Source organism: Streptomyces sp. NPDC030991 (assembly GCF_055571235.1).
On record NZ_JBVIFR010000022.1, the window covers coordinates 1 to 25,241 of the forward strand.

Below are 25,241 nucleotides of genomic sequence, written 5' to 3' on the forward strand. Positions count from 1 at the left end.
CCCTCATAGCGGAGCTATGCGGGCGTTCCGGCAACGCGGCGAGCGTGCGTGCCAGGCGTCGCGGGGCAGGCGGGACTTTCGAAACACGCCCTAGAGGCACAGCCAGAGGGCCGAGCCGGAGGGCGGGCAGCCGGAAACCTCGTGTACATCCGGGTGGCCTACGGTGGACCGTGGGCCACCCGACGCATGTGAAGGTTGTTTGCGTGAAGAGCGGGGGTGTGTGGTGCAATCACCCGATGCGTACCCCCCACCGCATATCCAACGCCCCCAATCCGTACGAGCAGTTGGCCGACCTCGCGGACCACCCGCTCGATGACTACCTGTACGAGGAGCCGGAGCGCGCGGAGCCCCGCGCCGGCCTCGCCGACCCCGACGACGCCTGGCTGCCCCCCGACCACGGGCGCGGGCGCCGCAGCCGCCGCCGCAACCGCTTCGCGGGGCTGCCGGCCGTCGCCAAGGGGCTGGTCGCGGTCCTTGTCCTGGTCGCGTTCCTCACCCTCGCCGACCGCTGGGCCGTGCTCTACGCCGAGCACCGCGCCGCGCAGCAGCTCAAGAAGGAGCTGAAGCTGACCGCGGCGCCCGAGGTCGAGATCAAGGGGTTCCCCTTCCTCACGCAGCTCGCCGACCGCCGTGTGGACGAGATGAAGGTCACCGTCCCCGACGTCGCCGCCGACCGCGTCACCCTCGCCGAGGTCTCGGCGACCGCGCACGACGTACGCATCGAGGGCTCGGGCCCCACCGACATCAGCGGCGCGTACGTCGACGCGATGCGGGGCGAGGTGCTGCTCAGCTTCGACGACATGAACCGTGAACTCGGCGCCTCCCAGGTCACGTTCACCAGCCACGGCCGCGACCGCGTGCTGGCCCGCGGCACCCTGCCGGTCGCCGGGCACGAGGTACGGGTGCGGGCCGACGCCACGATCCGCCGCCTCGGCGCGTCCGGCATCTCCACCGACATCGACGGCATGCGTCTCGACATCGGCGACCTCGCCACCTACCGGCCCGGCACCGGCGCCACCGAGGGCCTGCACCTGACCGCCAAGTCGGTGCGGCGCATCACCGAGGAGACCGACAAGGCCAGGCGGCTGCTGTCGATCCCCGCCCTCGTGCACCGGGCCGGCGTCCCGGACTCGGCCGTGCGCCAGGCGTTGCGCGGCGACAAGAAGGTGAGCGAGGTGACCGGTACGCCCCGCTTCGTCAAGAGCCTGATGGGGATGAACCTGATCGACATCGCCCTCGACCACCCCTGGCTCCTCCAGAAGCTCGGCCTGGACCCCTCCCTGCTCAACGGCCTCTCCGAGCTCACCCGCCCCGCGCTCGCCGACCGCCTCTCCCTCGCCTTCCGGCTGCCGAAGCTGCCGGGCGGCCACGGCTACGTACGGCTGCGCGACGTGACCGTGGAGAAGAAGGGCATCCGGGTGGACCTGTCGGGCGCGGGCCTCTCCGTCGGCCACTGAGGTCAGTCGGGTCAGTCGGGACAGTCGGACAGCCGGGTCAGCCGGGTCAGTCGGCGGTGCCGGGGAGTTCCGGTGGCGGTGTCGGGGCGCCGGGCAGCCGCATGGTCGCGACCGTGCCGCCACCGTCCGCCGCGGCGAGCGCCACCTCGCCGCCGTTCGCCTCGACGGTACGGGCCACGATCGACAGCCCGAGCCCCGAACCGGGCAGCGCGCGGGCCGTCGGGGAGCGCCAGAACCGGTCGAAGACATAGGGGAGTTCATCGGCCGGGATGCCCGGCCCGTGATCCCGCACGGTGAGCGTGCCGCGCATCAGCCGCACCTCGACCGTGCCCTTCTCCGGGCTGAACTTCACGGCGTTGTCCAGCAGGTTCACGATCGCCCGCTCCAGCGCCGCCGGTTCCGCCCGTACGTACCAGGGGGCCAGTTCGGAGTCGATGGTCAGCTCGGGGCCGCGCAGCCGGGCGCGTTCGATGGCGGTGCGGACGGTCTCGTGCAGCGAGACCACCTTCAGGGGGCCGTCGCTCCCGTTCAGGCCGGTACGCGACAGCTCCTGGAGGTCCCCGATGAGCGCGGCCAGTTCGATCATCTGCGCCTTCACCGACGCCATCAGCGCCTTGCGGTCGTCCGGGGGGATGGCGCGGCCCGTCTCCTCGCTGCGGGTGAGCAGTTCGATGTTGGTCCGCATCGAGGTGAGCGGGGTGCGCAGCTCGTGCCCCGCGTCGGCGATCAGCTGCTGTTGCAGTTCGCGGGAGGAGGCGAGGGAGGCCGTCATCGAGTTGAACGACGCGGAGAGCCGGGCGATCTCGTCGTCGCCCTCGACGGGGATGCGGACGGTGAGGTCCTCGGTCCTGGCCACGTGTTCGACGGCATCGGTGAGCTTGTCGACGGGCCGCAGCCCGGCGCGGGCGATCCAGAGGCCCGCGGCGGTGGCGCCGAGTACGCCGATGCCGCCTACCAGGAGGAGGATCCAGGCCAGCGAGGTGAGCGGCTTGGTGATCTCGCTCATGGGCTGGGCGATGGAGACGGCGTACCCGTCCTGGAGCAGGTCGGACGCGCGAGGCCCGGGCTGGTAGGTGTAGACGCGCATGGTCGTGCCGTTGTCGCTGTCGGTCGTGTGCAGCGAGAAGTCCTTCTCGCCCTGGGCGACTCGGATGTCGCTGGGCTGCACCGGGATGGGGTCCTGGTTCACGGCTGTGCAGGTACGGTCCGAGGCCGTCACGATCTGGACGGTGTAGTTCCCCACCGGGGGCACCGCCTGGGAGCCGCCGCCGACGCAGGTGGAGGCCACCAGAGCCACGTAGCGGTCGTCGACCTTCGTGTTGCGCAGCGAGGAATCCATCTGCGCCTGCAACTGGGCCCGGGTCATGAACCAGCACGTCACCGCCACCGCGGCGACCGCCGCGGCCACCGCCACCGCGACCAGCAGCGCCAGCCGCGACCGCAACGCCAGCCCGCGCAACCGGCGGAGCCTCCCGCTCATTCGGCCCCGCCGGAGCGCAACACGTACCCCACACCCCGCACCGTGTGGACGAGCCGCGGCTCGCCCCCGGCCTCGGTCTTGCGCCGGAGGTACATCACGTACACGTCCAGCGAGTTGGACGACGGCTCGAAGTCGAAGCCCCACACGGCCTTGAGGATCTGCTCGCGCGTGAGGACCTGGCGCGGGTGGGCCAGGAACATCTCGAGCAGCGTGAACTCGGTGCGGGTCAGTTCGACCGTGCGCTCGCCCCGTGTGACCTCCCGGGTCGCCAGGTCCATCCGCAGGTCGGCGAAGGACAGCGCGTCGGAGTCGTCCATGGCGGCGCCGGCGGCAGCGGCGTAGGAGCTGCGCCGCAGCAGCGCGCGGACGCGGGCGAACAGCTCGTCCAGTTCGAACGGCTTGACCAGGTAGTCGTCGGCGCCCGCGTCGAGCCCGGTGACCCGGTCGCCGACGGTGTCGCGCGCGGTGAGCATCAGGATCGGGGTGGTGGAGCCGGTCGCGCGCAGCCGGCGCGCGGCCGTCAGGCCGTCCATGCGCGGCATCTGGACGTCCAGGACGACCAGGTCCGGCTGGTAGGCGGCCGCCTTCTCCAGCGCGTCGGCGCCGTCGACGGCGACCTCGGTGCCGTAGCCCTCGAAGGCGAGGGAGCGCTGGAGTGCCTCCCGCACCGCCGGCTCGTCGTCGACGATGAGGATGCGGTGCGGGTCGCGGTCGCCTTCGGCGGGGCTCATGGACTGCGCTTCCTTACGGATGAGGGGCGGGCGGGGCCGTACGGGGGTTCAAAGACAGGCTCTCAGCCTCGCACGGGCGCGCGACGGCCGCGTACGGAGCGGCGCGGCGCCGCCGGCACCACTTCGGGGGCGCGGGTGACGGGCGGGTGCAGCGCGGCGGCGACGGCGAGGGCGAGGCCCGGGTCGGCGGGGTCCGCGGGGGTCTCTTCGGGGTGTCGGACGGTGCGGATCATGGTGGTGCTCCTGCTTCTCCCCGGGCGGGGTCAGTTGTCGGCGCCTCCGGCGCGCAGCGTGTCGAGGTCGGCCTTGACGGTGTTGATCGGGATGGCGAAGCCGAGACCGACGCTGCCCGCGCTCGACGAGCCCCCCGACGAACCGGAGGAGTCGGAACTGGCGGAGTACATGGCCGAGTTGATGCCGATGATGTTGCCGTTCATGTCGATGAGGGCGCCGCCGGAGTTGCCGGGGTTGAGGGACGCGTCGGTCTGGAGGGCCTTGTACGTCGTCGTGGACGAGCCGGTGTCGCCGTTGAACTCCTGACCGCCGAACTCGAACGGCCACTGGCCGCTGCCACCCTGCTGCTGTTGCTGCTCCTGGCCCTCGTCGGTGGAGACGGTGACGTCGCGGTCGAGCGCGGAGACGATGCCGCTGGTGACGGTGCCGGTCAGGCCCTCGGGGGAGCCGATGGCGACGACCTGGTCGCCGACCTTGACGCCGTCGGAGTCGCCGAGCGTGGCGGCCTTCAGGCCGGAGGCGTTCTTCAGCTTGATGAGCGCCAGGTCCTTCTTGGCGTCGGTGCCGACGACCTCGGCGGTGTACGACGTGCCGTCGCTCGTCCGCACCTTGATGGAGGAGGCGCCGGAGATGACGTGGTTGTTGGTGAGGATCTCGCCGTCGCTGGTCGTGATGACGCCCGAGCCGGTGGAGGAGCCGGACGAGAGCGTCGCGTTGACCTCGACGATCGACGGGCTGACCGCCGTGGCGACGCCGGAGACGGTGCCCTTCTGGCTGCTGGGCACGACGTTGGTGCTGGTGGTGCTGGAGGCGGTGGTGTCGGAGCCGCTCAGCTCCTGGAAGGCGTACGAGGTGCCGCCGCCGACGACCGCCGCCGCGACGGCCACGGCCGCGAGCAGCCCGACCGGGCCGCGCAGCCGCTTCCGCTTCTTCGGGGCGGCGGGGGCGGCGGGAGTGACGGGGGCGAAAGGCACGACGGGCTGCTCGGGCCCGTACGCGGCGAACTGGGTGGTGTGCGGCCCGCCGCCGTGGCCACCGTGACCGGAGTCACCGCCGGCCGGCCACACCGTCTGCCCGGGAGCGACGCTCACGGGCTCGTGCGACGGCGGGGGCGGGTACGCGCTCTCGGAGTACGGGGACGGCTGCTGGGCGGTGCCTTCGGTGCCGTACTGGGGGGACTCGCCGCTGCGGCGGAAGCTCTCGGTCATGCTGCAAGCGTGTGGCGCGTACATGAGAGGCGGCTGAGCGTGGGCTGAGAGTCCCGGCAGAACCCTGTTTGCCCGAAATAAAGACCCGAGGCGAAGGCCCGAAACCAAGGCCCGAAACCAAGGCCCGAAACGAAGGCCCGAAACGAATGGAGGGCCGCGGCCGGCTACGCGCAGCCGCAGGACTGGCGGACGACGAGGCGCGACGGGAACAGTTTCAGGCGCTCGCGACGCGAGCCCGCGACGCGCAGCGAGTCGTCGAGGACCAGGTCCACCGCGGCCCGCGCCATCGCCGAGCGGTCCGAGGCGACGGTGGTCAGCGGCGGGTCGGTCAGCCCCGCCTCCTTCACGTCGTCGAACCCGGCCACGGCCAGCCCGGCCGGCACGTCGATACGCAGTTCGCGCGCGGCGCGCAGGACGCCGATGGCCTGGTCGTCGGTGGAGCAGAAGATCGCGGGCGGCCGGTCGGGCCCGGCCAGCAGGCCGAGCGCCACCTGGTACGCGTCGTAGCGGTTGTACGGCGCTTCGAACAGCCGGCCCTCGGTGGGGATCCCCGCTTCCTGCATCGCGCGGCGCCACCCCTCGACGTGGTCGGAGACGGGGTCGCCGACGGACGGGGTCTCGGCGGTGCCGCCGAGGCAGGCCACGTACTCGTTGCCGTGCTCCAGGAGGTGGCGGGTGGCGAGCTGGGCGCCGCCCACGTCGTCGGTGACGACGGCGACGTCGTCGATCGCCTCAGGCCGCTCGTGCAGCAGGACGACGCGGGCGTCCCACGCCTCGATCTCGGCGGCGGCCAGGTCGTTGAAGCCGTGGCTGACGAGGATCAGGCCCGAGACCCGCATCCCGAGAAAGGCGCGCAGATAGTGGACCTCGCGGTCACCGACGTAGTCGGAGTTGCCGACGAGGACCATCTTTCCGCGCTCGGACGCCGCCTGTTCCACCGCGTGCGCCATCTCCGCGAAGAACGGCTGGCGCGCGTCCGGCACGATCATGCCTATGAGGTCGGTCCGCCGCGACGCCATGGCCTGGGCGACCCGGTCGGGCCGGTACCCCAGCTCCTTGATCGCGGCGAGTACGCGCTCGCGCGTGGCCGGGGCGACCGGCCGGGGTCCGTTGTTGATCACGTAGGAGACGACGGCGGTCGAAGTACCCGCCAGTCGCGCAACGTCGTCCCGAGTCACCTTGGCCACGCGCGGAGTCTACGCGGATGGACCTGCTAGTGGGCAGGGCGTGAGGGCCCTGCCTACGGCTCTGCCGTGACCGCCCGGACGTGTGCGACAGCGGGGTTGTCCGCTTCGTCGCCATTGCTGGCGTTACCGGAGCCGTCGGCGTTGTTGGGGGCGCCGGCGTCGTCGCCCCGCTTCTCCGACCCGGCGCTCCTCTCGGCGCTCTTCTCGGCGTTCTTCTCCGGCTTCTCCGGGGTCACGAAGCGGTAGCCCACGTTGCGCACGGTGCCGATGAGCGACTCGTGCTCGGGGCCGAGCTTGGCGCGCAGCCGCCGTACGTGGACGTCCACGGTCCGGGTGCCGCCGAAGTAGTCGTAGCCCCAGACCTCCTGGAGCAGCTGGGCGCGCGTGAAGACGCGGCCGGGGTGCTGTGCCAGGTACTTCAGGAGCTCGAACTCCTTGAAGGTCAGATCGAGGACCCGGCCCTTGAGCTTGGCGCTGTACGTCGCCTCGTCCACGGAGAGGTCGCCGTTGCGGATCTCCATGGGGGAGTCGTCGGCGACGATCTGCTGACGGCCCATCGCGAGGCGCAGACGGGCCTCGACCTCGGCAGGTCCCGCGGTGTCGAGGAGTACGTCGTCGATGCCCCAGTCGGCGGTGACGGCGGCGAGGCCGCCCTCCGTCACGACGAGCACCAGCGGACAGCCGGGCCCGGTGGACCGCAGAAGCTGACAGAGGCTGCGGACCTGCGGGAGGTCGCGGCGCCCGTCGATGAGGATGACGTCGGCACCTGGGGTGTCGACGAGGGCGGGGCCTTCGGCGGGGGCCACCCGCACGTTGTGCAGGAGCAGGCCGAGGGCGGGGAGCACCTCCGTCGACGGCTGGAGGGCGTTGGTGAGGAGCAGCAGAGAGCTCATCGCGCCCCACCTGCCCGGGTCGTCATACGTTCGTGCACGGTTCGCTCGCCCATAACGTCTGGTTCCTCCTCGGTCCCTGCGAGGACGTTTGCGGCACTGCTGGTGGTGCTTGTGGTGCTTGTGGTGCTTGTGGTGCTTGTGGTGCTTGGTCGTGCTTGATGCTGCTTTGTTGTACTCGGTCGTACTTGGTGCTGCTTTCGCGTGGGCCCGCGCCCCGGACCCTGCGCCTTCGTATACAACGCTCGCGAAAGCACAAAAGGACCCGGGGGCTGCATTGCCCGAGTCCTCTGCCCAGCAGAATAGCCCACATGACTTGGGGTCCGGCAGATGAAGAGAGCGGATCTTCTGTGCGGCCGATCACTGAACGGCGACTGCGCGTGATCCTTCGTACACAGGACGGCATCGCGATCGACGCGGCGTACGACCCGGGTCCCGGGCCCGGCGACGGCCCCGTGATCGTGCTCGCGCACGGCTTCACCGGCGATCTGGAGCGGCCGCACGTACGACGCGCCGCCGGTGTGTTCGCGCAGCGTGCGGCCGTGGTCACGTTCTCGTTCCGGGGTCATGGGCGCTCCGGCGGGCGCTCGACGGTCGGTGACCGGGAGGTGCTCGATCTCGTGGCGGCCGTCGAGTGGGCGCGTTCGCTCGGCCACGCGCGCGTGGTGACGGTCGGATTCTCGATGGGCGGGTCTGTGGTGCTGCGGCACGCGGCGTCGCACAGGGGGCGCACGGAAGCGCGGACGGACGCGGTCGTCTCCGTGAGCGCCCCGGCCCGGTGGTTCTACCGCGGTACGGCGCCGATGCGGCGGCTGCACTGGGTGGTGACCCGGCCGACGGGCCGCGTCGTCGGCCGGCTCGGGCTGCGCACGCGCATCCAGCCCTGGTCGGGAGGGGTCTGGGACCCCGTCCCGCCGTCGCCCGTCGAGTCGGTCCCGCTGATCGCGCCGACGCCGCTGCTCCTGGTGCACGGCGACCGCGACCCGTACTTCCCGCTCGACCATCCCCGGATGCTGGCCGAGGCGGCTTCCTCGGACGGGGGCCCCGGCGCCGAGTTGTGGCTGGAGCCGGGCATGGGGCACGCGGAGAACGCGGCGAGCGACGAGCTGCTCGGCCGGATCGGGGCGTGGGCCGCCGCCGCGGGTGCCGCACAATAGGACGCCGACCGCACACGAGGAGAGGAGCCGCCGACATGGCTCAGGGCACGATCCGTTACTGGGCGGCGGCCAAGGCGGCCGCCGGCGTCGCGGAGGAACCGTACGACGCGGAGACCCTGGCCGCGGCCCTGACGGCGGTCCGCGCGCGACACCCCGGTGAGCTCGTGCGGGTGCTGCGGCGTTCCTCGTTCCTGATCGACGGGGACCCCGTGGGGACCCGCGGGCATGAGACGGTACGGCTTGCCGAGGGCGGCACGGTCGAGGTGCTCCCGCCGTTCGCAGGAGGGTGACCCCGATGAGCAACGACCAGCAGTATCCGCAGCAGCCCCAGTACGACCAGTACGGACAGCCGTACGAGCAGCAGTCGTATGAGCAGCAGTCCTACGCGCAGCAGCACTCCCAGCAGCAGTACGGGCAACAGCAGCGGCACGGACAGCAGAACTACGGACAGCAGGACTACGGGCAGCAGCAGTACAGCCAGCCGCCGTACAGCCAGCAGCAGTACGGGCAGCCCGGGTACGGGCAGCAGCACGACGACGGGCCGCAGACGCAGCAGTGGCAGGGGCAGACCTGGGACACGCAGGTGCAGCCCGCCCAGCAGCCGTATCTGCCGCCCCAGCAGCAGGAGTGGGCGGCCTACGACGCGGCGCCGACGCCCGGCCCGACGCCGACGCCCGGCCCGGTACCGGCACCGGCACCGGCATCCACTCCTGCCCCGGCCCCCGTCCCGGCCGCCGGGCCCGCGCCGTCCGTCTCCTCCGGGGGCGCCGGATCCGCCGGGCCCTCGTACGGCCCCGCCACCACCACCGGCAACACCCGCGTCACCGACGCCCAGCGCGCCCGCGCCGAAGGCCGCTCGCCGGTCATCGAGCCGGGCATCCAGCCGGCCGCGCTCACGGCCGCCCTGGGCCTGCTGCTCGCGGGCGGCGCCGCCGTCGGCCCGTACGCGCTGCTCGTGCCGCTGCTGCTGCTCCAGGCGGTCACCGCCGCGGGCTGGTTCCGGCTCAACGGCATGTGGCCCGCCCGGCAGGGCATCGCGCTCGCCTTCCTGGGCGGCGTCGTCGCCGACATCGCGCTGCTCGCCGCCGGGCGGGAGAACGGGCCCGCGGCGATCCTGGGCACGCTCGGCGTCTGGGTCCTGCTCACGCTCGTCCTCCAGCTCCGCTCGCACGCCTCGCCGGACGAGCGGATGTACGGCCTGATGGCGACCGTCACCTCGGCGGCGCTGGCCATCGTGGCCACCGGCCACCTCGCGGCCGAGCCGGACGCGGTCACCGTCGGCGCGATCGCCGTGGCCGTCGCCGTCGTGGCCCGCGCGCTGCCGCTGCCGACGCCCGTCTCCGTGGTCGTCGCGCTCGCCGCTGCCGCCGGTGCCGGGATCGCCGCGGGCGGCATGACCGACCTGGGCCAGGACGGCGCGCTGCTCGGGCTCGGCGCGGGCGTCTGCGCGCTGATCGGCCACCGCGTCGCCTCGTACGACTACCCGTCCCGCTTCGTCCACATGACCGCGGGCGTCGCCCTGCCGCTCGCCGCCGCGGCCCCGGCCGTCTACCTGCTGGGCCGTGCGCTGGGCTGAGCGGGCCGCTGTTCCCCGCGGCCCGCGCCCCGCGGCCCACGGTTCCGCCGCGGCCAAGACCGGGCCGCGGCGCCCGGGGGTGCGGGGAACGGCACGGGGAAAGCGCCACCGGGCCGCACCCGCCGGCGCCCCGTCCCCACTCGCGCGTTGATCGACAACTTGGGAACAACCGCGCCCGGCCCCTCCCTCCGCGGACGCGGCCACGTACTCTCGCCGCATGAATCACCTCCGGCGGGGGGACACGGAGCGCCGGGGACGTTCGGATGTGGGGGAGCCCCAAGGCCATGCGCGCACTGCGAATACTGCTGATCTTCGTCGTCATCGTCGGCGGCCTCTTCGTGATCGCCGACCGGGTCGCGGTCCACTTCGCCGAGGGCAAGGCCGCCGACAAGCTGCGCACCAGCGAGGGCCTGGCCGCCACGCCCGACGTCGACATCAAGGGCTTCCCGTTCCTCACCCAGGTCGCGGACGGCAGCCTGGACGACGTCGAGATCGGCATCCGGGACTACGAGGCGAAGAGCGGCGGCGACAGCGTCCGCATCGCCGATCTGAACGCCGAGATGCACGGCGTGAAGTTCGACAGCAGCTTCAGCTCCGCCACCGCCGACTCGGCCACCGGTACCGCCCGGATCTCCTACGCCGAGCTGCTGAAGGCCGTGAAGAAGCAGGACGTGGCCCAGGTCGCCCCGGGGGTGACCGCGGAGATCGTCGGACTCTCGTACGGCGGCGGCGACAAGGTCAAGGTGGCGGTCACCGTGAAGACGCCGGTGATCACCCTGCACCCGACCGTGCTCAGCTCCGTGAAGGTCACCGGCGGCAAGGTCTCGGCCCGCGCCGACAACCTGCCCAAGATCGGCGCGCTCGACCTGGCCGAGGGCCGGATCCGCGCCGTCACCGACTTCCAGCAGGCGATCGACGACCTGCCCGCGGGCATCGAGCTGGACAAGGTCCAGGCCGTCAAGGACGGCATGGAGATCACGGTGAAGGGTTCGAACCTCGACCTCGTCGGGTAGGGACCGGGTCGGATTCGTAGAGACGGGCCGGGTTCGTAGACGGGCAGGGTTCGTAGACGGGCCGGGCGGCTCGTGACGGGCCCGGGCGGCTCGTGGAGGGGCCCGCTCGAAGGGCCGGAAAAGGACGTCGCGTCCGCAGTGCGAGACGGCACCGTCCGTACAGCAGCGCACAGCGGGGCCCGAGCGGCCCAGGAGCGCGGCGGGAGCGGCTTCGAGGGCTGATCATTCTCATCATTCGGATGAATGTGTCTCAGCATTCGACATGCCGGTGACACGGCCGCCGATGCGTCCTTACGATCGGAGGCATGAAGCGACAGGCGGACCTCACGAAGCGGCGGGCAGTAGACCTGTGCCGCGTCGCCGCCATGCTCTGTCGCACTGTCTGAGCGGGACCCCGGCCGTTCGGCCCGACGCCCCGCCTTCCCCGGACCCCTTGAGTCGGCCGGGTCATCGAGTCGACTCGGGGTCGCCCGCGCTCTTCCGCGCACCGAATTCCGCATGCCCCGCCGCAACTGCCCCGGAGGAAGACAGTATGAGCCGCAGCGACGTCCTGGTCGATGCCGACTGGGTCGAGGCCAACCTCGACAACGAGAACGTGGCGATCGTCGAGGTCGACGAGGACACGTCGGCGTACGACAAGAACCACATCAAGAACGCGATCCGCATCGACTGGACCAAGGACCTTCAGGACCCGGTCCGCCGCGACTTCATCGACCAGGCCGGCTTCGAGGAGCTCCTGTCGAAGAAGGGCATCGCCAACGACACGACCGTCGTCCTCTACGGCGGCAACAACAACTGGTTCGCCTCCTACGCGTACTGGTACTTCAAGCTCTACGGCCACCAGGACGTGAAGCTCCTCGACGGCGGCCGCAAGAAGTGGGAGCTCGACTCCCGCGACCTGGTCGACGGCGACAAGGTCCCCAGCCGCCCGGAGACGCAGTACAAGGCCAAGCCGCAGGACACCTCGATCCGCGCCTTCCGCGACGACGTGGTCAACGCGATCGGCAACCAGAACCTCGTCGACGTGCGCTCGCCCGACGAGTTCAGCGGGAAGCTCCTCGCCCCCGCGCACCTGCCGCAGGAGCAGTCGCAGCGTCCGGGCCACGTCCCGTCCGCGCGCAACATCCCGTGGTCGAAGAACGCCAACGACGACGGCACCTTCAAGTCGGACGACGAGCTCAAGGAGCTGTACGCCGAGGAGAGCGTGGACCTCGCCAAGGACTCCATCGCGTACTGCCGCATCGGTGAGCGTTCCGCGCTGACCTGGTTCGTGCTGCACGAGCTGCTCGGTGTCGAGAACGTCAAGAACTACGACGGCTCGTGGACGGAGTACGGCTCCCTCGTCGGCGTGCCGATCGAGCTCGGCGCCGCCAAGTAAGCCGGTCGTCCGGATTCTCAAGGTCCAACTGACCTTTCCTGCCTAGGAGTTACGTATGTGTGGAGCGAAGGCCGGCGGTCCCGACGCCTCGACGATCAAGCCCGGTGAGACCACGATCCAGGGCCAGGTGACCCGCGACGGCGAGCCGGTGACGGGCTACGTCCGCCTCCTCGACTCGACCGGCGAGTTCACCGCCGAGGTCCCCACCTCGGCCACGGGCCAGTTCCGCTTCTACGCGGCCGAGGGCACGTGGACCCTGCGCGCGCTGGTCCCGGGCGGCACCGCGGACCGTACGGTCGTCGCCCAGACGGGCGGGCTCGCGGAGGTCGCGATCGCCGTGTGACGGCGGCGCCGCGACGCGCTTCGAACGGCTGAAGGGCCGCACCCCCGGGGGTTGGACGCCACTGGTACGGGGTGCGGTCCTTCGGCTTGCCCGCAGCCGCTCCCACGGGCTTACGCTGGGGCTATGTACGCGCGGCGGAAGCATCTGTACTTCGCCATGATGGGCCTGTGCATCGGGCTGTTCGTCCTCGCCTGGGCCGTGGTGCGGCTCTGGTCCGTGCCGGCGGCCGTCGCCATGTGCGTCGTCGCCATGGTCATCCCGCCGGTCGCCGCCATCGTCGCCAACCGCCGCGGCCCCGACGACCGCTGGTGGGACGACCCCTCCGGCGACCCCAGGTCCGACGAATGGTGGGACGAACTGGACGGCAAGAAGCGGCGACGCCCCTGACCGCGGGCCGCACCGGCTGGTCGAAGCGGTTTCGTTACCAAGTTCCGTGCAACCCACACGAGTTCTTGTGGGTCTCCTGTGCGCGCGGATACGGAATTCGCGCGTCGAGTTCCGTGGGGGGACCCGTTGGATTACGTACAAACTCCGCAACTGTCGGTACCTGAGGTGCCGCAGCCGGTACCCGGGGCGCCGCGTCCGGCGCGTCGCCGCGGCCGCACCACCCTGCTGATCGCCTGCGCCGCCGTACTCGGCGCCGTCGCGGGGGTGTGCACGGGGTACATCGTGCAGGCCGACCGGGTTCCGGACCGGCTGCCGCCGCTGTCCCAGGCCGAGCTGAAGCAGGCCGAGGGCGAGCCGAAGCCGCTGTCCGCCGCGCAGGACCGGGCGGTGCGCACCGAGGGCGACCTGCGCCGGCTGCTGCTGCGCGCGCCCAAGGGGGCCCGCGACCGCTCCGGCGGGATGGGCGACGACGCCTGGATGGACGTGCAGGAGGTCGCGTCGACGTACGAGAGGCCGGAGCATGCCTTCGCCGACCTGCTGGCGAAGGGCTTCCGGCGCGCGGCGGACGTGCACTGGAGCGAAGGCGGGATGGATGTCGACATCCGGCTCACCCAGTACCGCGATCTGGAGAGCACCGCCGCCCTCGACTCCGCGACCGAGCAGCAGGGGTACCTGGACCAGAACTTCGGCAACGCGCTCCCCGACTACATTCCCGGCTCCGGGATCGGCGCCGTCTACGTCGGGAGCCGGGTGGACGCCGACACCGGTCGGTACGAGGCCGAGGGCATCGCGCTCCGCGGCAGCGTGCAGATGGACTTCTGGCTCAGCAGCGACCGGCCGGTGAGCAAGAAGCGGGCCATGCAGTTGGCCCGCGCACAGTGGGAGCGGATGTGACCGAGAACCAGCAGCAGACCGGGGCCGTGGAACAGGTACCGGCGGCCGAGGAGACGGGGGCCGCTCCGGCACCCGTGACGCGGCGGTCGCGGCGACGCCTGATCGTGGGCCTCGCCGTGACCGCGCTCGTCCTGGGCGTCGTCGGCACCGGTGTCGGTGTCACGGCGTCCCGGGTGGCGACCGCGGACCGGGAGCCGGGCACGCCGCGCTGGCAGTTCCCCGCGCGCGGCGCCGACGCGGACGGAGCGGACGACGACGCGCCGGGACACCGGGGCATCAGCTCCTTCCTGCTGCCCTACCCGGGCGGCTACGAGAAGGGGCCCGACATGGACGAGTTCGGCAGCGACAAGGAGTTCACCGGGCGGGAGGCCATGGCCCTGCGCAAGAAGGCGCTGCGCTTCCTGCCGCTGACCCAGCGCCGGGCCGCCGAGAAGCAGATCGACCGGCAGAAGATCACCGGCATGGCCATGCGCTCGTACGCCACGCCGTACCTGGCCGACGGCGGCATCGTCGTCACGATGTCCCTCTCCCGGATGCAGGGGAGCGGCACGGCCCGGAACATCGCCCGCTCGCAGTCGGCCGGGTTCGACGCGATCAGCGTCTTCCGCAAGGGCCCCACGATCAAGGGGTACAAGGAGGCGCGCTGCTTTCTGCCGCCCAGCGACTCCGAGGAGAAACTGGAGACGATGTTCTGCTCCGCCTACCGGGGCGACGTCCTGGTGACGTTCATGGCGTCCGGGACCAAGAAGGACCCCTTCGGCACCGCTGACGGCAAGGCCTTCGTGGCCTCCGGCCAACCCGCCGAACTGCTGCGCGCCCAGCTGGACCGGCTCGGCAACCTGGGGGAGGCGGTATGAGCGAGAACCAGACCCCGACTCAGGTCCCGACCCAGGCCCCGGTCCAGGCCGAGACCCCGGCCCCGGCCCCGACCCAGGCCCAAGCCCCGGTCCAGACCGAGGCCCCGACCCAGCCCCCGGTCCAGACCGAGACCGAGGCCCCGGCCCAGGCCCCGGCCCAGGCCCCGAGCCAGGCCCAGACGGCGCGACAACAGTCCGAGCCGCCCGCGCCCGCCGAGCCGCCCGCACCGCCGGCACCCCCCGCGGCGCCGCCCCGGCAGCGCCGCGGGCTGCGGGCCGTGCTGCGCTGGACCGCCGCGGTCGTCGTCTTCGCCGCCGTGGCGGGCGGCACCGCCTACGGCCTCACCGAGCAGAAGCGGTCGGACCTGCCCGGGCTCGCGACCGAGTCCGACGGCCGCTGGGAGTACCCGGTGCTCGAACGGCCCGCCCTGCCCAAGGGCGCCCCGCGCCCCTTCGACGAGCGCAACGCCGCGCAGGCGCACTACGCAGACCCGCGCGCCCTGGTGCTGCCCGCGCCCGAGGGGGCCCGCCCCGACCCGGGGCTGCGCACCGACGGCGGCTGGGTCACCACCAAGGCGTTCCTCGCCCAGTACGAGGCGGAGGAGCGCGAGGACATCGGCACCGATCTGACCGACGCGGGCCTGCGGCACATCACCGGCCGCGCCTGGGTGATGCCGGACGGCACCCGCACCCGGATCCTGCTGCTCCACTTCGGCACGGGAGCCGAGGCCACCGCGGTCGCCGACGGCCTGGCGGGCGGGAGCACGCCCCAGCATTACCTGTCCGGGGCGCTGGGCGCCGAGCTCGACCAGTACTTCCCGGAGAAGGCACACGACAGGAACGTCACGGTGTACCCGTTCGACGAGCCGAGCCCGAGCGGCGCGGCCCAGGTGCGGCAGGCGTACCTCGTGGCCGGCGACATGGTCGGCCTGGTGACGCAGCAGCGCAAGGGCAGCGCGGCGGCGGTGCCGTTCCAGCAGACCGTCGCCCTGCAGAGCGAGCTGCTCGGCTGACCCCGCCGCCCGGTGTCACCGCGTGACCCCGCCGGCGGACCTCGCCGAGAGCTCCGGGCCCCACCCGACTAGAGTGGGGTCCGGCTCTGTACCGCATCGATCCGCCAGTACCGGCAGCACCGCCAGTACCGCTCACCGAGGAGCACCCGTGCTTGAGGCCTTCTTCTCCGCTCTCCTTGTCCTGGTCTGCGTCGGCGTTCTCGCCTTCGCCGGTCTGACCGTGAAGAAGCTGTACCAGGGCCAGCGCTGACCCCCGTACGACAGTCCACCGAGAGACGTCTGAACCGCTCATGATCCAGATCCCGTCAGACCTGCACCCCGACCTTCTTCCGCTCGCGTTCCTCCTGGGCGACTGGGCGGGCGCCGGCGTCACCGACTTCCCGGGCGCCGAGAAGGCCAACTTCGGTCAGGAGGTCTCCTTCACCCACGACGGGCGGGACTTCCTGGAGTACCACTCGCACAGCTGGATCCTCGACAGCGACGGCAACAAGGTCCGGCCGCTGGAGTCCGAGGCCGGGTACTGGCGGATCGACAAGGACCGCAAGGTCGAGGTCGTCATGGTCCGTGACGACGGCGTCGTCGAGGTCTGGTACGGCGAGCTGGCCGACAAGAAGCCGCAGATCGACCTGGCCACCGACGCGGTCGCCCGCACCGCGGCCTCCGGCCCGTACAGCGGCGGCAAGCGTCTCTACGGCTACGTGAAGAGCGACCTGATGTGGGTCGGCGAGAAGCAGACCCCCGAGGTCCCGCTGCGCCCCTACATGTCGGCGCAGCTCAAGAAGGTCGTCTCCCCGGAGGAAGTCGCCGAGATGGCGCGCAACCTCCCGGACATGCCCGACGACGGCATCGCCTTCTTCAAGTAGGTCCGGACTCCGGACGGCTCCCGGTCGTTAGACTCGACGCTGTGGTGAGCACCGAGGAAAGCACCGAGGGAACGGACTGGAAGAGCGACCTGCGGCAGCGCGGTTACCGGCTGACACCGCAGCGCCAGCTCGTCCTCGAAGCCGTGGACACCCTGGAGCACGCGACCCCCGACGACATCCTGAGCGAAGTGCGCAGGACGGCGTCGGGGGTCAACATTTCCACCGTGTACCGGACGCTCGAACTCCTGGAGGAGCTCGGGCTCGTCAGCCACGCCCACCTCGGCCACGGGGCGCCCACGTACCACCTCGCCGACCGGCACCACCACATCCACATGGTGTGCAGGGACTGTACGAACGTGATCGAGGCCGATGTCGGCGTGGCCGCGGAGTTCACCGCCAAGCTGCGCGAGCAGTTCGGCTTCGACACCGACCTGAAGCACTTCGCGATCTTCGGCCGCTGCGAGAACTGCACCAAGGAACACGAGGCCCCGCAGGAATAAGCGGGTCCGGCTCCTCGTCGTAGTCTCTGTGAACATGCAGCGACAATCAACGAGCAGTCCCCTGCTGACCCTGCCCGGTGCCGTCCCCGGCGAAGGCGTGGACGAAGGCGTCGCCGCGCACTACGGCGACCTGTTCCGAGAACAGCGTTCCCTCGCCGACGGGGCGGGCGTCGTCGACCTCTCGCACCGCGGCGTGCTCACGGTCACCGGCGACGACCGGCTGAGCTGGCTGCACCTGCTGCTCACCCAGCACGTCTCCGAGCTGCCCCCGGGGCAGTCGACCGAGGCGTTGATCCTCTCCGCCAACGGCCACATCGAGCACGCCCTGTACCTCGTCGACGACGGCACGACGACGTGGGCGCACGTGGAGCCCGGCACGCAGGAGGCGCTCGTCGCGTACCTGGAGTCGATGAAGTTCTTCTACCGGGTCGAAGTCGCCGACGCCACGGGCGAGTTCGCCGTCGTGCACCTGCCCGCCGGGTCCATCGCGCCGGTGCCGGACGGGGTGGCCGTGCGCGAGACCGCGTACGGGCGCGACCTCTTCCTGCCGCGCGGCGACCTGGAGTCGTACGCGCGGGAGAACGGCCCCGCGATCGGGCTCCTCGCCCACGAGGCGCTCCGCGTCGAGCAGCACCGGCCCCGCCTCGGCTTCGAGACCGACCACCGCACCATCCCGCACGAGCTGGGCTGGCTCGACTCGGCCGTCCACCTCCAGAAGGGCTGCTACCGCGGGCAGGAGACCGTCGCCCGCGTGCAGAACCTCGGCAAGCCGCCCCGGCGCCTCGTCTTCCTGCACCTGGACGGCAGCGAGGTCCACCTGCCGCCGCACGGCGCCGACGTCCGGCTCGCGGCGGACGGCCCCGACGGCCGCAAGATCGGCTTCGTGACGACGTCCGTACGCCACCACGAGCTCGGCCCGATCGCCCTCGCCCTGGTGAAGCGGAACGTGCCGCTCGACGCCGAGCTGATGGCGGAGACCACGGCGGCGGCGCAGGAAGTCGTCGTGGAACCCTAGAAGGCTCATAAGATCTTGGGTCCGGCCCTCAGATCTCCAGCAGCACGGTGAACGGGCCGTCGTTGGTCAGGGACACCCGCATCTGCGCCCCGAACCGGCCCGTCGCCACGGTCGCCCCGAGGGCGCGGAGCTGCGCCACGACCTCGTCGACCAGCGGTTCCGCGATGTCACCGGGGGCTGCCGCGTTCCAGGTGGGGCGGCGCCCCTTGCGGGCGTCGCCGTAGAGCGTGAACTGGCTGATCACGAGCAGCGGCGCGTCGATGTCGCTGCACGATTTCTCGTCGGAGAGCATCCGGACCGTCCAGAGCTTGCGGGCCAGTTGCGCCGCTTTCTCCTTGGTGTCCTCGTGCGTGACCCCGACGAGGACACAGAGCCCCTCGCCCTCGATCTCGCCCGCGGTCCGCTTCTCGCCGGCCTCGTCCACGACGACGCTCGCGCCGTCCACTCGTTGTACTACTGCTCGCATACGGCCATCATGCCGTGGTCCCGAACCCCCCATCCGGGGCCTATATGGGGTACTCGCGCACAGAGCGGGCACCATGAGTGGCACCATGCTCACACGTGGTGCGCCGGTGGCGCGCGGCGTCGGTCCGGTCGAGGGGACGGTTAGCACACCATGGATGCTCATGCCATGAGTCACGCGTCGAGTACGAGCCCGCCCGGGGGCCCTGTCTCCCTGACGCACACCGGCAGGGTCGCTCCGATGGCCAGGCCGCCCGTGCAGCGCGTCGGCAGCCCCGAACTGCCGGCCGTTCCCGAGCACGATCTGGCGGGCCTGCGCCTGCCCGAGCTGCGCCGGGTGCGCCGTGAGTCGCAGCAGGACGAGGCGGACCTGAGCTACGTACGCCGACTGCTCCAGGGCCGTATCGACATCCTGCGGGCCGAGCTGGGCCGGCGGCGTGACCCCGAGTCGCCCGTCGTGGACCGGCTCTCGGAGATCCTGCGCGACCAGCCGACGCGGCAGCGTTCATCGGCCCGGCACGTGACGCTCGGCACCCCGCACAGCGAGGAGTTCCGGCGCCTCGCCGCCGAGATGCTCTCCGAGGTCGAGCTCTCCGATCTGGCGGCCCGCACCGATGACGAGCTGCGCGCGGCGATGGGCCGCCTCGTCCGCTACGAGCAGCAGGTCTCGCGGCGCCGCCAGCTCCTCCAGCACACGGCCGACGACTGCAGCGCGGAGATCGCCCGCCGCTACCGGGAGGGCGAGGCGCAGGTCGACGACCTGCTGGTGGGCGGCTGACGGGTGTGCGAGCCGAGCGCAGAGAACCCCCATCCCGCCCTGGACGTGGGCGAGGTGGAGGCGATGTGGCTCGGTGACTGCTGAAGACCGACCGGGCTCCCGGCTCCCCTCCGGAAGGGAGCCCGGTCAGCCGCTCTGGGCCAGCAGCATGACGAGGATGGCGGCCCCGATGCCACTGATCATGGTGTTCTTGGCTTTGAGTCCGACGGAGAGCACGACGAAGGCGATGATGCCCATCGGACCGTACTTCCATTGGATGAGCTGCTCGAATCCGATGGCAAGAGCGGCGATGAGGATGGCGAAGACCGGCATGGGACTACCCCCTTCGGGTCCGAGTGGTGACCAACTACTGCGCCATGGCGGACACGTAGACCAACCTGTGTGATCGACGCCAACCCCCGTGGTTGTCCGACCATGTCGTTCAAGTTGGTCACCAACTCACTGATACTTATCTCCGCTGACGCGACTCATAACCACCTTCTCTTCAACTGCCCAAAGATGGCGGGAAGTTGTAGCGTTGGGCTGTGAGTGCGGAACATGCCGCCGTCAATGGACGGCCCGAGCCGCAGCGGACGCACTGGACGTACCGCGAAGTGGCCGATGAGCTGCGCGCCCGGATCCGTTCCGGGCATCTCCGTCCTGGCCAACGCATGCCTACCCAGGCACAGTTGGCGGACGACTTCGGGGTGGAGCGTTCCGCCGTACGTCAGGCGCTGCGCATTCTGCAGACCGAACATCTGCTGGCCAACGTCACGAAAGGAAGCCCGGCCACCGTCGCGGAGGCCACCCAGACCGAGCCCGGCGGCCCCGGCGCACTCCCGCAGCTGACGATGGTCGCGCTGTCCCAGAAGGTGGCGGACGCGTTCCGCCGCCCTGACGTGGAGATCGACGCCCTGTGCCTGACATCGGTCTCGCTGACGCTCGCGATGGGCGAACCGTTGCGCCACATCCACGCCGGTCGCATAAAACCGGCCAAGGTGCGGGTGCGGGTGCTGCTGCCCAGCAGGGACATCGACCTCGCCTTCCCGGCGCCCGCGGACGCCGCGGTGGAGGCGGACGGGGTGACGAACGGCAGGCTCCAGCGCAACTGGCTCGCCCAGCGCAACGCGCAGGGTCAGGTGCTGCGGCACAGCCTGCTGGCGCTGCGCGGCACGCACGGCATCGACGTGGAGGTGTCGTTCCGCGCGCTGCCGTTCACGCCGCCGGTCCAGCTGTATCTGCTCAACAACGTCGAGGCGCTGTTCGCGTACTACACGCTGTCGCGGCGCGGTGAGCAGATCGACCACGAGCGGGTGGACGTCTACGACGCGCAAGGGGTCCGGCAGATGCTGTTCGCGTTCGAACAGGGGGCGGGACTGCGTGACACGACGTTCATGGAGCAGTCCCACCTGTGGTTCAACAGCCTCTGGAACACCATTAGTTCGGATCTGACGCTCAGTTCCTAGACAACACTTCCGGATTGCTCACTGGAGCGCGGGGCCGGCCACCATGATCGCGAGCAGCACGCCGCCGACGGAACTGCACGTGGCGTTCCTGGCTTTGACGCCGATGGTCAGCAGGAGCAGGCCGACGATGCCGGCCGGCCCGTAGTGCCATTGGACGAGCTGCTCGAAGGTGATCACGAACACCGCGGAGAGGAGGCTCAGGAAGGCCATGACGTTTTCCCCCTTCATCGACGACGGCATCGCCTGGTGCTGGTTGGTCGAAGTTGGCGACCAACTACTCTATGGTTGTCCCCACTTGGTCGGGAGAAATAAACAAGTCGCCAACAACTCCCGCCAAATGGCAGGCAGTTGTACCATTTGGTTGTGACCCAGGAGCGTGGGAGACATGGCTGACATGGCGGACGCGACACTGAACGGAAGCAGAAGGCTCTCGCCCCAGGAGATCGCCGACGACCTGCGGGAGCGGATCAGGGCCGGTCAGCTCAAGGCCGGAGACCGGCTCCCCACCCAGGCCACGCTCGCCGACGAGTTCGGGGTGGAGCGCGGCACGGTCCGCCAAGCTCTCCAACTTCTCCAGACGGACGGCCTGTTGTCCAACATCAGCAAGGGCAGCCCGCCCCGCGTGGCCACCGCTTCCCGCGATCACGACGTACCCCAACCCACCATGGTCGCGCTGGCTCCGCGCCTGGTGGAGGCGTTCGCCTCGCCCAAGGTGCGTATCGACGCCGTCTGCATGACCTCCGAGACGCTGATGCTGGCCCTCGGCGAGCCGCTGCGCCTCATCCACGAGGGCCGGATGCGCCCCGAGTCCATCGACGTACGCATCCTGCTGCCCGGCCGCGACATCGACCTCGCCTTCCCCGTCCCGGTCCCGGACGACACCGAGGGCACCGACCGGGCCGACGACGAGGCGGTCCACCAGCGCTGGCTCGCCACGCGCAACGCCCAGGGCCAGGTCCTGCGGCACAACCTGCGCTCCCTGCGCTCCTCCCACGGCATCGACGTCCAGGTCACCTTCCGCGCGCTGCCGTTCACGCCGCCGGTCAAGCTCTACCTGCTCAACGACGCGGAAGCGCTCCTCTCCTACTACATGGTCACGCGCCGCGAGGAGGAGATCGACAGTGGCACCAAGCTGGAGATGTACGCGGCCACCGGCTCCCAGGCCCTGCTGTTCTCCTTCGAGAAGCGCGCGGGCCACCGTGACCGCGCGTTCGTGGAGGAGTCGCAGAAGTGGTTCACCGCCCTCTGGGAAACCATCACATCGGACCTGACACTCTCCTAGTGACTTCAGATGCGACGAACAAGACCGCTCCCGTGGCTGAAGAGCCGGGAATGAGGCGGGAGTTGGACTCGACGGAGGAGTTGGACCCGACGGAGGAGTTGGCCGACCTGGTCCTGGGCGCGCGCCATGTGCTCTTCGACTTCGACGGGCCGATCTGTCGGCTGTTCGCGGGACGGCCGGCGCCGATGATCGCGAAGTGGCAGGAGGCCTGGCTGGAGGCGCACGGGCTGGGTGACGTGCTCTCCGACGACGAGCGCAGGGGCCAGGACCCGCACGGGGCGCTGGCCCGCCTGGCGTCGAGGCGGCCGGGGAGCGATCTCGTGACGGTGATGGAGGAGCGACTCACCGAGGAGGAGCGGCGGGCCGTTCCCACGGCGTGGCCGACGCCCTTCGCGGACCCGCTCATCCGGACCTGGCACGCCCTGGGCGTGGGGCTGGCCGTCGCGACCAACAACTCGCCGGAGGCGGCGCGGCGCTATCTCGAGGCCCGTGACATCGCGGCCTGCTTCGAGCCCCACGTCTACGGCCGCACGCAGGACCTCACCCGGCTCAAGCCCGACCCTTACTGCCTGCGCCGCGCCATGCAGGGCATGGGGGCGGCTCCGGCCACCACCCTCATGATCGGCGACGCCCCCTCGGACTACGCGGCGGCGGCGGCGGCCGGTGTCGCCTTCCTGGGCTACGCGCGTAATGGGGAGAAGGAGCAGCGGTTGCGGGAGGCCGGGGCGACCCAGATGGTGAGCGGCCTGGAACCGGTTCTGGAGATCCTGCGTGCACGGCGCTGACCAGGCAGTTTCCGCGTAGGCCGGTAAGCCGGGATGAGTTGGCTGCCAACTGTCGTAAAGTCTGGGGGACTTGGCACGGGGGAACTTGGCACGGGGTAGGGAAGTAGGTCGCGGTGAACGACAAGAGCAGGACCGCCCCTCTCACCACTTCCGAAGAGATCGCCGACGACCTCCGCGAGCGGATCCGGTCCGGGGAGCTGAAGCCCGGTGACCGGCTGCCCACCCAGGCCGCGCTGGCCGAGAGGTACGGCGTGGAACGCGGCGCGGTGCGCAATGCGTTGCAGCGCCTCCAGGCCGACGGGATGCTGACGAGCGTCAGCAAGGGAAGCCCGCCCAAGGTCGCGTCGGCCGGTGGACCGCGGACGCACGTGGTGCAGTCGGCGCGGAGCATCCTCGGGCCCCGTCTGGTCTCGGCCTTCCAGGCGCGTGACGTCCGTCTGGACGTGGTCAGCCTGACGGCGGAGACGCTGGTGCTGTCCCTGGGCCAGCCGTTGCGCGAGGTCTACGAGCGGGCGCACGTGCCCCGGTCGATCCGGGTGCGGGTGATGCTGCCCCGGGCCGACGAACGCCTCGACTACCCGTCGCCGGAGAGGGGCTGGGGCCACGACCCCGTCCTGGACGAGGCGATCGACCTGCGCAACCGCATCCAGGGCAGTTCGCACCGCACCATCCTTCAACAGGTGCTGGGGAAGCTGGGCAAGGACGTCGGCCTCGATGTGAGTGTGGAGTTCCGGACCCTGCGCGGCACACCGGTACGCAAGGTGTATCTGCTGAACCGGCAGGAACTCCTGATGGGGCACTACATCCCCGGCAAGTATCCGCGGGACGTGGACGGCTACCCGGACCCGGTGGTGCTGCGCGATGTGGAGGGCGCGGACACCGGGATGTTCGTCTTCGACGCGGCCGACGGCGGGCAGGGGCAGGCGCTGATGGAGGCCGAGCAGCTGACCTTCGACCGGGTCTGGGAGTACGTCGCGCGGCCCTTGCACTGAACCGGTGCCGGAGCGGGCGGGAGGCGCTGTCGCCCGGGCAGGGGAGGAAGACGCCGGGCGGTAAAGGCCGATGCCGTCCAAATAGTGACACGCCGTGAGATCAGCAGCCCCAAGGGCTACTCTGTGCGCTCATGTCGTCACCTCTGCGCCGCAGGGCGCATCAGGCGCTGATCCGCAAGTTCGCGGAGGCACGGCGCCGTGCCCAGCAGGGTGAGGTGGTCACCGGCCATCACAACTCGAACCTGATCGCTCCCTTGGGGCTGCCGCTTGCGGTGCTGCTCGGGATGGGTGGACGGGTGTTCGGGGTCCGGGGCAAGTTCCGTACCCCCGTGGAGACCGTGGAGGTGGTGCCGCGACTGTGGCGCCGTGAATCGGAGGTGCTGCGGGCGGTGAGCGGCAGTCTCCTCCAGGTTCCGCAGTGCCTCGCCGACTTCGGAGAGTGGTCGCTGCACTCCTATCTGGTGGGGGACCCGCTGTCGGCCGTCCGTCCGTCCGGCCGGGTGGGCGAGGAGCGGCTGCGAGCCCTGGCGGAGTTCTTCGCCCGGCTGGCCTCCGTCCCCGTGGAGCGGCTGCCCGAGCTGCCCGAGTCCTTCTGGCCGGAGCCGGGCAGGAGCCGCCAGTTCCTCGGCTGGCTCGCGAAGTTCGCCGACGACAAGGTCCACCGCGTCAACGAGGCCGTCTTCGGTGACCTGTTCCGCGCCGTGGGAATCCCGGACGACGCGATCGAGAAGTTCATGAGACGCGTGCCGCAGGAGCCGCCGGACGGCCTGACGGACCGCCCTTTCGCCGTGCTGCACACCGACGTCCACCGGGGCAACGTGATCGTCGCCCAAGCCCCCGGCGGCCGGGAGCAGTTGTGTGTCATCGACTGGGAGCTCGCCTGCTACGGCGACCCGCTGCACGATCTGGCGACGCATCTGGTCCGGATGGAGTACGACGACGCGGAGCGCCGGGACATGACGGACTTCTGGGCCGCTGCCATGCGAAGGGCGGGGCACGAGCCCATGACGCGCGGGATGGAGGCCGACCTGTCCCGCTATCTGGACTTCGAGTACCTGCAATCGGTCTTCCCGGACGTCATGCGCGCGGCGCTGTCCCTGGGCGACGCGCCGACGGCGGACGATCTCGACAGTGCCGCGGAGCGGGTGTGCCGGGCCACGGACCGGGCCTGGAAGCCGCTGGGTCTCGACGGGGAGGGCCCGGACCTGTCGACGGCGCGCCGAGCGCTGCACGACTGGCACGCGAAGCGGTGGATCCGGCCATCCGCCGAGGTGTGAGCGCTGGCTCACCACACCGTTGCGGCAGCTCGTCGGG

At 71.0% G+C, this 25,241-nt stretch carries 30 protein-coding genes; 21 read left to right on the plus strand and 9 right to left on the minus strand.

The genetic code is table 11. The annotated features are described in order from the left end of the window. The first annotated feature begins 236 nt into the window (after window positions 1–236). Window positions 237–1,457: an LmeA family phospholipid-binding protein gene (locus ACZ45E_RS31650; protein WP_468227331.1), complete on the plus strand. Its 1,221-nt coding sequence runs from the start codon at window positions 237–239 to the stop codon at window positions 1,455–1,457. Window positions 1,458–1,503: 46 nt separating this feature from the next. On the opposite strand, the gene ACZ45E_RS31655 is transcribed toward ACZ45E_RS31650, so the two are convergent. From ACZ45E_RS31655 to ACZ45E_RS31680, 6 genes are all read right to left on the minus strand, one after another. Beyond that, on the minus strand, window positions 1,504–2,937 hold the full coding sequence (locus ACZ45E_RS31655; RefSeq protein WP_468227334.1) for a HAMP domain-containing sensor histidine kinase: 1,434 nt from the start codon (window positions 2,935–2,937) through the stop codon (window positions 1,504–1,506). Further along, window positions 2,934–3,668 carry a response regulator transcription factor gene (locus ACZ45E_RS31660; RefSeq protein WP_468227336.1) on the minus strand — a complete coding sequence of 245 codons (735 nt, stop codon included), beginning with the start codon at window positions 3,666–3,668 and terminating at the stop codon, window positions 2,934–2,936. Before ACZ45E_RS31660 ends, ACZ45E_RS31655 begins: the two co-directional genes overlap by 4 nt. Window positions 3,669–3,730: 62 nt before the next feature. Continuing rightward, window positions 3,731–3,901, minus strand: a complete 171-nt coding sequence (locus tag ACZ45E_RS31665; RefSeq protein ID WP_468227339.1) for a hypothetical protein — start codon at window positions 3,899–3,901, stop codon at window positions 3,731–3,733. Window positions 3,902–3,931: 30 nt separating this feature from the next. Further along, window positions 3,932–5,110: a S1C family serine protease gene (locus ACZ45E_RS31670; RefSeq protein WP_468227342.1), complete on the minus strand. Its 1,179-nt coding sequence runs from the start codon at window positions 5,108–5,110 to the stop codon at window positions 3,932–3,934. Window positions 5,111–5,274: 164 nt separating this feature from the next. Next, window positions 5,275–6,297 (minus strand): LacI family DNA-binding transcriptional regulator, encoded by a 1,023-nt coding sequence (locus ACZ45E_RS31675; RefSeq protein WP_468227345.1) that lies wholly within the window; start codon window positions 6,295–6,297, stop codon window positions 5,275–5,277. 53 nt (window positions 6,298–6,350) lie between these two features. Next, complete coding sequence (locus ACZ45E_RS31680; RefSeq protein ID WP_468227348.1) at window positions 6,351–7,190, minus strand: response regulator transcription factor; 840 nt, start codon at window positions 7,188–7,190, stop codon at window positions 6,351–6,353. A 308-nt stretch (window positions 7,191–7,498) separates the two neighbouring features. Here ACZ45E_RS31680 and ACZ45E_RS31685 point away from each other — a divergent pair, with 308 nt between their 5' ends. The 14 genes from ACZ45E_RS31685 (at window position 7,499) to ygfZ (ending at window position 18,183) form a co-directional block, all read left to right on the plus strand. Continuing rightward, window positions 7,499–8,344, plus strand: coding sequence for an alpha/beta hydrolase (locus tag ACZ45E_RS31685; RefSeq protein ID WP_468227351.1), 846 nt, complete (start codon window positions 7,499–7,501; stop codon window positions 8,342–8,344). 35 nt (window positions 8,345–8,379) lie between these two features. Next, the gene (locus ACZ45E_RS31690) at window positions 8,380–8,634 is read left to right on the plus strand and encodes a MoaD/ThiS family protein (RefSeq protein ID WP_468227354.1); all 255 of its coding nucleotides are present in this window, start codon (window positions 8,380–8,382) and stop codon (window positions 8,632–8,634) included. 5 nt (window positions 8,635–8,639) lie between these two features. Continuing rightward, window positions 8,640–9,920, plus strand: coding sequence for a hypothetical protein (locus ACZ45E_RS31695; RefSeq protein WP_468227356.1), 1,281 nt, complete (start codon window positions 8,640–8,642; stop codon window positions 9,918–9,920). A 284-nt stretch (window positions 9,921–10,204) separates the two neighbouring features. After that, window positions 10,205–10,933, plus strand: a complete 729-nt coding sequence (locus ACZ45E_RS31700) for an LmeA family phospholipid-binding protein (RefSeq protein ID WP_468227359.1) — start codon at window positions 10,205–10,207, stop codon at window positions 10,931–10,933. 305 nt (window positions 10,934–11,238) lie between these two features. Further along, window positions 11,239–11,319, plus strand: coding sequence for a putative leader peptide (locus ACZ45E_RS31705; protein ID WP_350203226.1), 81 nt, complete (start codon window positions 11,239–11,241; stop codon window positions 11,317–11,319). Between the two features lie 146 nt (window positions 11,320–11,465). Next, window positions 11,466–12,311 (plus strand): sulfurtransferase, encoded by an 846-nt coding sequence (locus ACZ45E_RS31710; RefSeq protein ID WP_468227362.1) that lies wholly within the window; start codon window positions 11,466–11,468, stop codon window positions 12,309–12,311. A 55-nt stretch (window positions 12,312–12,366) separates the two neighbouring features. After that, complete coding sequence (locus ACZ45E_RS31715; RefSeq protein WP_127832476.1) at window positions 12,367–12,654, plus strand: DUF1416 domain-containing protein; 288 nt, start codon at window positions 12,367–12,369, stop codon at window positions 12,652–12,654. Between the two features lie 123 nt (window positions 12,655–12,777). Beyond that, entirely contained in the window at window positions 12,778–13,041 is a 264-nt protein-coding gene (locus ACZ45E_RS31720) for a DUF3099 domain-containing protein (RefSeq protein ID WP_468227365.1), read from the plus strand. Window positions 13,042–13,206: 165 nt separating this feature from the next. Further along, on the plus strand, window positions 13,207–13,935 hold the full coding sequence (locus tag ACZ45E_RS31725) for a hypothetical protein (protein WP_468227367.1): 729 nt from the start codon (window positions 13,207–13,209) through the stop codon (window positions 13,933–13,935). Continuing rightward, window positions 13,932–14,792, plus strand: coding sequence for a hypothetical protein (locus tag ACZ45E_RS31730; protein ID WP_468227369.1), 861 nt, complete (start codon window positions 13,932–13,934; stop codon window positions 14,790–14,792). The genes ACZ45E_RS31725 and ACZ45E_RS31730 overlap by 4 nt, the downstream gene beginning before the upstream one ends. Further along, a complete protein-coding gene (locus ACZ45E_RS31735; protein WP_468227371.1) occupies window positions 14,789–15,805 on the plus strand; it encodes a hypothetical protein in 1,017 nt (338 codons plus the stop codon). Before ACZ45E_RS31730 ends, ACZ45E_RS31735 begins: the two co-directional genes overlap by 4 nt. Before the next feature lie 290 nt (window positions 15,806–16,095). Next, on the plus strand, window positions 16,096–16,668 hold the full coding sequence (locus tag ACZ45E_RS31740) for a heme-binding beta-barrel domain-containing protein (RefSeq protein ID WP_468227373.1): 573 nt from the start codon (window positions 16,096–16,098) through the stop codon (window positions 16,666–16,668). A 41-nt stretch (window positions 16,669–16,709) separates the two neighbouring features. Continuing rightward, window positions 16,710–17,168: a Fur family transcriptional regulator gene (locus ACZ45E_RS31745; protein WP_468227375.1), complete on the plus strand. Its 459-nt coding sequence runs from the start codon at window positions 16,710–16,712 to the stop codon at window positions 17,166–17,168. A gap of 34 nt (window positions 17,169–17,202) precedes the next feature. Continuing rightward, complete coding sequence (gene ygfZ / locus ACZ45E_RS31750) at window positions 17,203–18,183, plus strand: CAF17-like 4Fe-4S cluster assembly/insertion protein YgfZ (RefSeq protein WP_468227377.1); 981 nt, start codon at window positions 17,203–17,205, stop codon at window positions 18,181–18,183. Between the two features lie 28 nt (window positions 18,184–18,211). Here ygfZ and dtd read toward each other — a convergent pair whose 3' ends face one another. After that, a complete protein-coding gene (gene dtd, locus ACZ45E_RS31755; RefSeq protein WP_468227379.1) occupies window positions 18,212–18,649 on the minus strand; it encodes a D-aminoacyl-tRNA deacylase in 438 nt (145 codons plus the stop codon). A 237-nt stretch (window positions 18,650–18,886) separates the two neighbouring features. On the opposite strand from dtd, the gene ACZ45E_RS31760 reads away from it, so the two are divergent. Further along, a complete protein-coding gene (locus ACZ45E_RS31760) occupies window positions 18,887–19,423 on the plus strand; it encodes an RsiG family protein (RefSeq protein ID WP_468227381.1) in 537 nt (178 codons plus the stop codon). Between the two features lie 126 nt (window positions 19,424–19,549). Here ACZ45E_RS31760 and ACZ45E_RS31765 read toward each other — a convergent pair whose 3' ends face one another. Further along, a complete protein-coding gene (locus tag ACZ45E_RS31765) occupies window positions 19,550–19,735 on the minus strand; it encodes a hypothetical protein (RefSeq protein ID WP_404209324.1) in 186 nt (61 codons plus the stop codon). A 212-nt stretch (window positions 19,736–19,947) separates the two neighbouring features. Between ACZ45E_RS31765 and ACZ45E_RS31770 the strand changes: the two genes are divergently transcribed. Next, window positions 19,948–20,868: a winged helix-turn-helix domain-containing protein gene (locus tag ACZ45E_RS31770; RefSeq protein ID WP_468227383.1), complete on the plus strand. Its 921-nt coding sequence runs from the start codon at window positions 19,948–19,950 to the stop codon at window positions 20,866–20,868. A gap of 18 nt (window positions 20,869–20,886) precedes the next feature. Here ACZ45E_RS31770 and ACZ45E_RS31775 read toward each other — a convergent pair whose 3' ends face one another. Continuing rightward, window positions 20,887–21,078, minus strand: a complete 192-nt coding sequence (locus ACZ45E_RS31775) for a hypothetical protein (protein WP_468227385.1) — start codon at window positions 21,076–21,078, stop codon at window positions 20,887–20,889. A 175-nt stretch (window positions 21,079–21,253) separates the two neighbouring features. On the opposite strand from ACZ45E_RS31775, the gene ACZ45E_RS31780 reads away from it, so the two are divergent. From ACZ45E_RS31780 to ACZ45E_RS31795, 4 genes are all read left to right on the plus strand, one after another. Continuing rightward, window positions 21,254–22,150 (plus strand): winged helix-turn-helix domain-containing protein, encoded by an 897-nt coding sequence (locus tag ACZ45E_RS31780; RefSeq protein ID WP_468227387.1) that lies wholly within the window; start codon window positions 21,254–21,256, stop codon window positions 22,148–22,150. A 50-nt stretch (window positions 22,151–22,200) separates the two neighbouring features. After that, window positions 22,201–22,935, plus strand: coding sequence for an HAD family hydrolase (locus ACZ45E_RS31785; protein ID WP_468227389.1), 735 nt, complete (start codon window positions 22,201–22,203; stop codon window positions 22,933–22,935). A 113-nt stretch (window positions 22,936–23,048) separates the two neighbouring features. Continuing rightward, window positions 23,049–23,927, plus strand: coding sequence for a GntR family transcriptional regulator (locus tag ACZ45E_RS31790; RefSeq protein WP_468227391.1), 879 nt, complete (start codon window positions 23,049–23,051; stop codon window positions 23,925–23,927). A 131-nt stretch (window positions 23,928–24,058) separates the two neighbouring features. Beyond that, on the plus strand, window positions 24,059–25,204 hold the full coding sequence (locus ACZ45E_RS31795; protein ID WP_468227393.1) for a phosphotransferase family protein: 1,146 nt from the start codon (window positions 24,059–24,061) through the stop codon (window positions 25,202–25,204). Window positions 25,205–25,241: the final 37 nt, after the last annotated feature.

Coding starts and splice junctions, on each gene's coding strand:
- ACZ45E_RS31650 (WP_468227331.1), top strand. CDS start 237: ATGCGTACCCCCCACCGCATATCCAACGCCCCCAATCCGTACGAGCAG.
- ACZ45E_RS31655 (WP_468227334.1), bottom strand. CDS start 2,937: ATGAGCGGGAGGCTCCGCCGGTTGCGCGGGCTGGCGTTGCGGTCGCGG.
- ACZ45E_RS31660 (WP_468227336.1), bottom strand. CDS start 3,668: ATGAGCCCCGCCGAAGGCGACCGCGACCCGCACCGCATCCTCATCGTC.
- ACZ45E_RS31665 (WP_468227339.1), bottom strand. CDS start 3,901: ATGATCCGCACCGTCCGACACCCCGAAGAGACCCCCGCGGACCCCGCC.
- ACZ45E_RS31670 (WP_468227342.1), bottom strand. CDS start 5,110: ATGACCGAGAGCTTCCGCCGCAGCGGCGAGTCCCCCCAGTACGGCACC.
- ACZ45E_RS31680 (WP_468227348.1), bottom strand. CDS start 7,190: ATGAGCTCTCTGCTGCTCCTCACCAACGCCCTCCAGCCGTCGACGGAG.
- ACZ45E_RS31685 (WP_468227351.1), top strand. CDS start 7,499: ATGACTTGGGGTCCGGCAGATGAAGAGAGCGGATCTTCTGTGCGGCCG.
- ACZ45E_RS31690 (WP_468227354.1), top strand. CDS start 8,380: ATGGCTCAGGGCACGATCCGTTACTGGGCGGCGGCCAAGGCGGCCGCC.
- ACZ45E_RS31695 (WP_468227356.1), top strand. CDS start 8,640: ATGAGCAACGACCAGCAGTATCCGCAGCAGCCCCAGTACGACCAGTAC.
- ACZ45E_RS31700 (WP_468227359.1), top strand. CDS start 10,205: ATGCGCGCACTGCGAATACTGCTGATCTTCGTCGTCATCGTCGGCGGC.
- ACZ45E_RS31705 (WP_350203226.1), top strand. CDS start 11,239: ATGAAGCGACAGGCGGACCTCACGAAGCGGCGGGCAGTAGACCTGTGC.
- ACZ45E_RS31710 (WP_468227362.1), top strand. CDS start 11,466: ATGAGCCGCAGCGACGTCCTGGTCGATGCCGACTGGGTCGAGGCCAAC.
- ACZ45E_RS31715 (WP_127832476.1), top strand. CDS start 12,367: ATGTGTGGAGCGAAGGCCGGCGGTCCCGACGCCTCGACGATCAAGCCC.
- ACZ45E_RS31720 (WP_468227365.1), top strand. CDS start 12,778: ATGTACGCGCGGCGGAAGCATCTGTACTTCGCCATGATGGGCCTGTGC.
- ACZ45E_RS31735 (WP_468227371.1), top strand. CDS start 14,789: ATGAGCGAGAACCAGACCCCGACTCAGGTCCCGACCCAGGCCCCGGTC.
- ACZ45E_RS31740 (WP_468227373.1), top strand. CDS start 16,096: ATGATCCAGATCCCGTCAGACCTGCACCCCGACCTTCTTCCGCTCGCG.
- ygfZ (WP_468227377.1), top strand. CDS start 17,203: ATGCAGCGACAATCAACGAGCAGTCCCCTGCTGACCCTGCCCGGTGCC.
- dtd (WP_468227379.1), bottom strand. CDS start 18,649: ATGCGAGCAGTAGTACAACGAGTGGACGGCGCGAGCGTCGTCGTGGAC.
- ACZ45E_RS31760 (WP_468227381.1), top strand. CDS start 18,887: ATGGCCAGGCCGCCCGTGCAGCGCGTCGGCAGCCCCGAACTGCCGGCC.
- ACZ45E_RS31765 (WP_404209324.1), bottom strand. CDS start 19,735: ATGCCGGTCTTCGCCATCCTCATCGCCGCTCTTGCCATCGGATTCGAG.
- ACZ45E_RS31775 (WP_468227385.1), bottom strand. CDS start 21,078: ATGGCCTTCCTGAGCCTCCTCTCCGCGGTGTTCGTGATCACCTTCGAG.
- ACZ45E_RS31780 (WP_468227387.1), top strand. CDS start 21,254: ATGGCTGACATGGCGGACGCGACACTGAACGGAAGCAGAAGGCTCTCG.
- ACZ45E_RS31785 (WP_468227389.1), top strand. CDS start 22,201: ATGAGGCGGGAGTTGGACTCGACGGAGGAGTTGGACCCGACGGAGGAG.
- ACZ45E_RS31795 (WP_468227393.1), top strand. CDS start 24,059: ATGTCGTCACCTCTGCGCCGCAGGGCGCATCAGGCGCTGATCCGCAAG.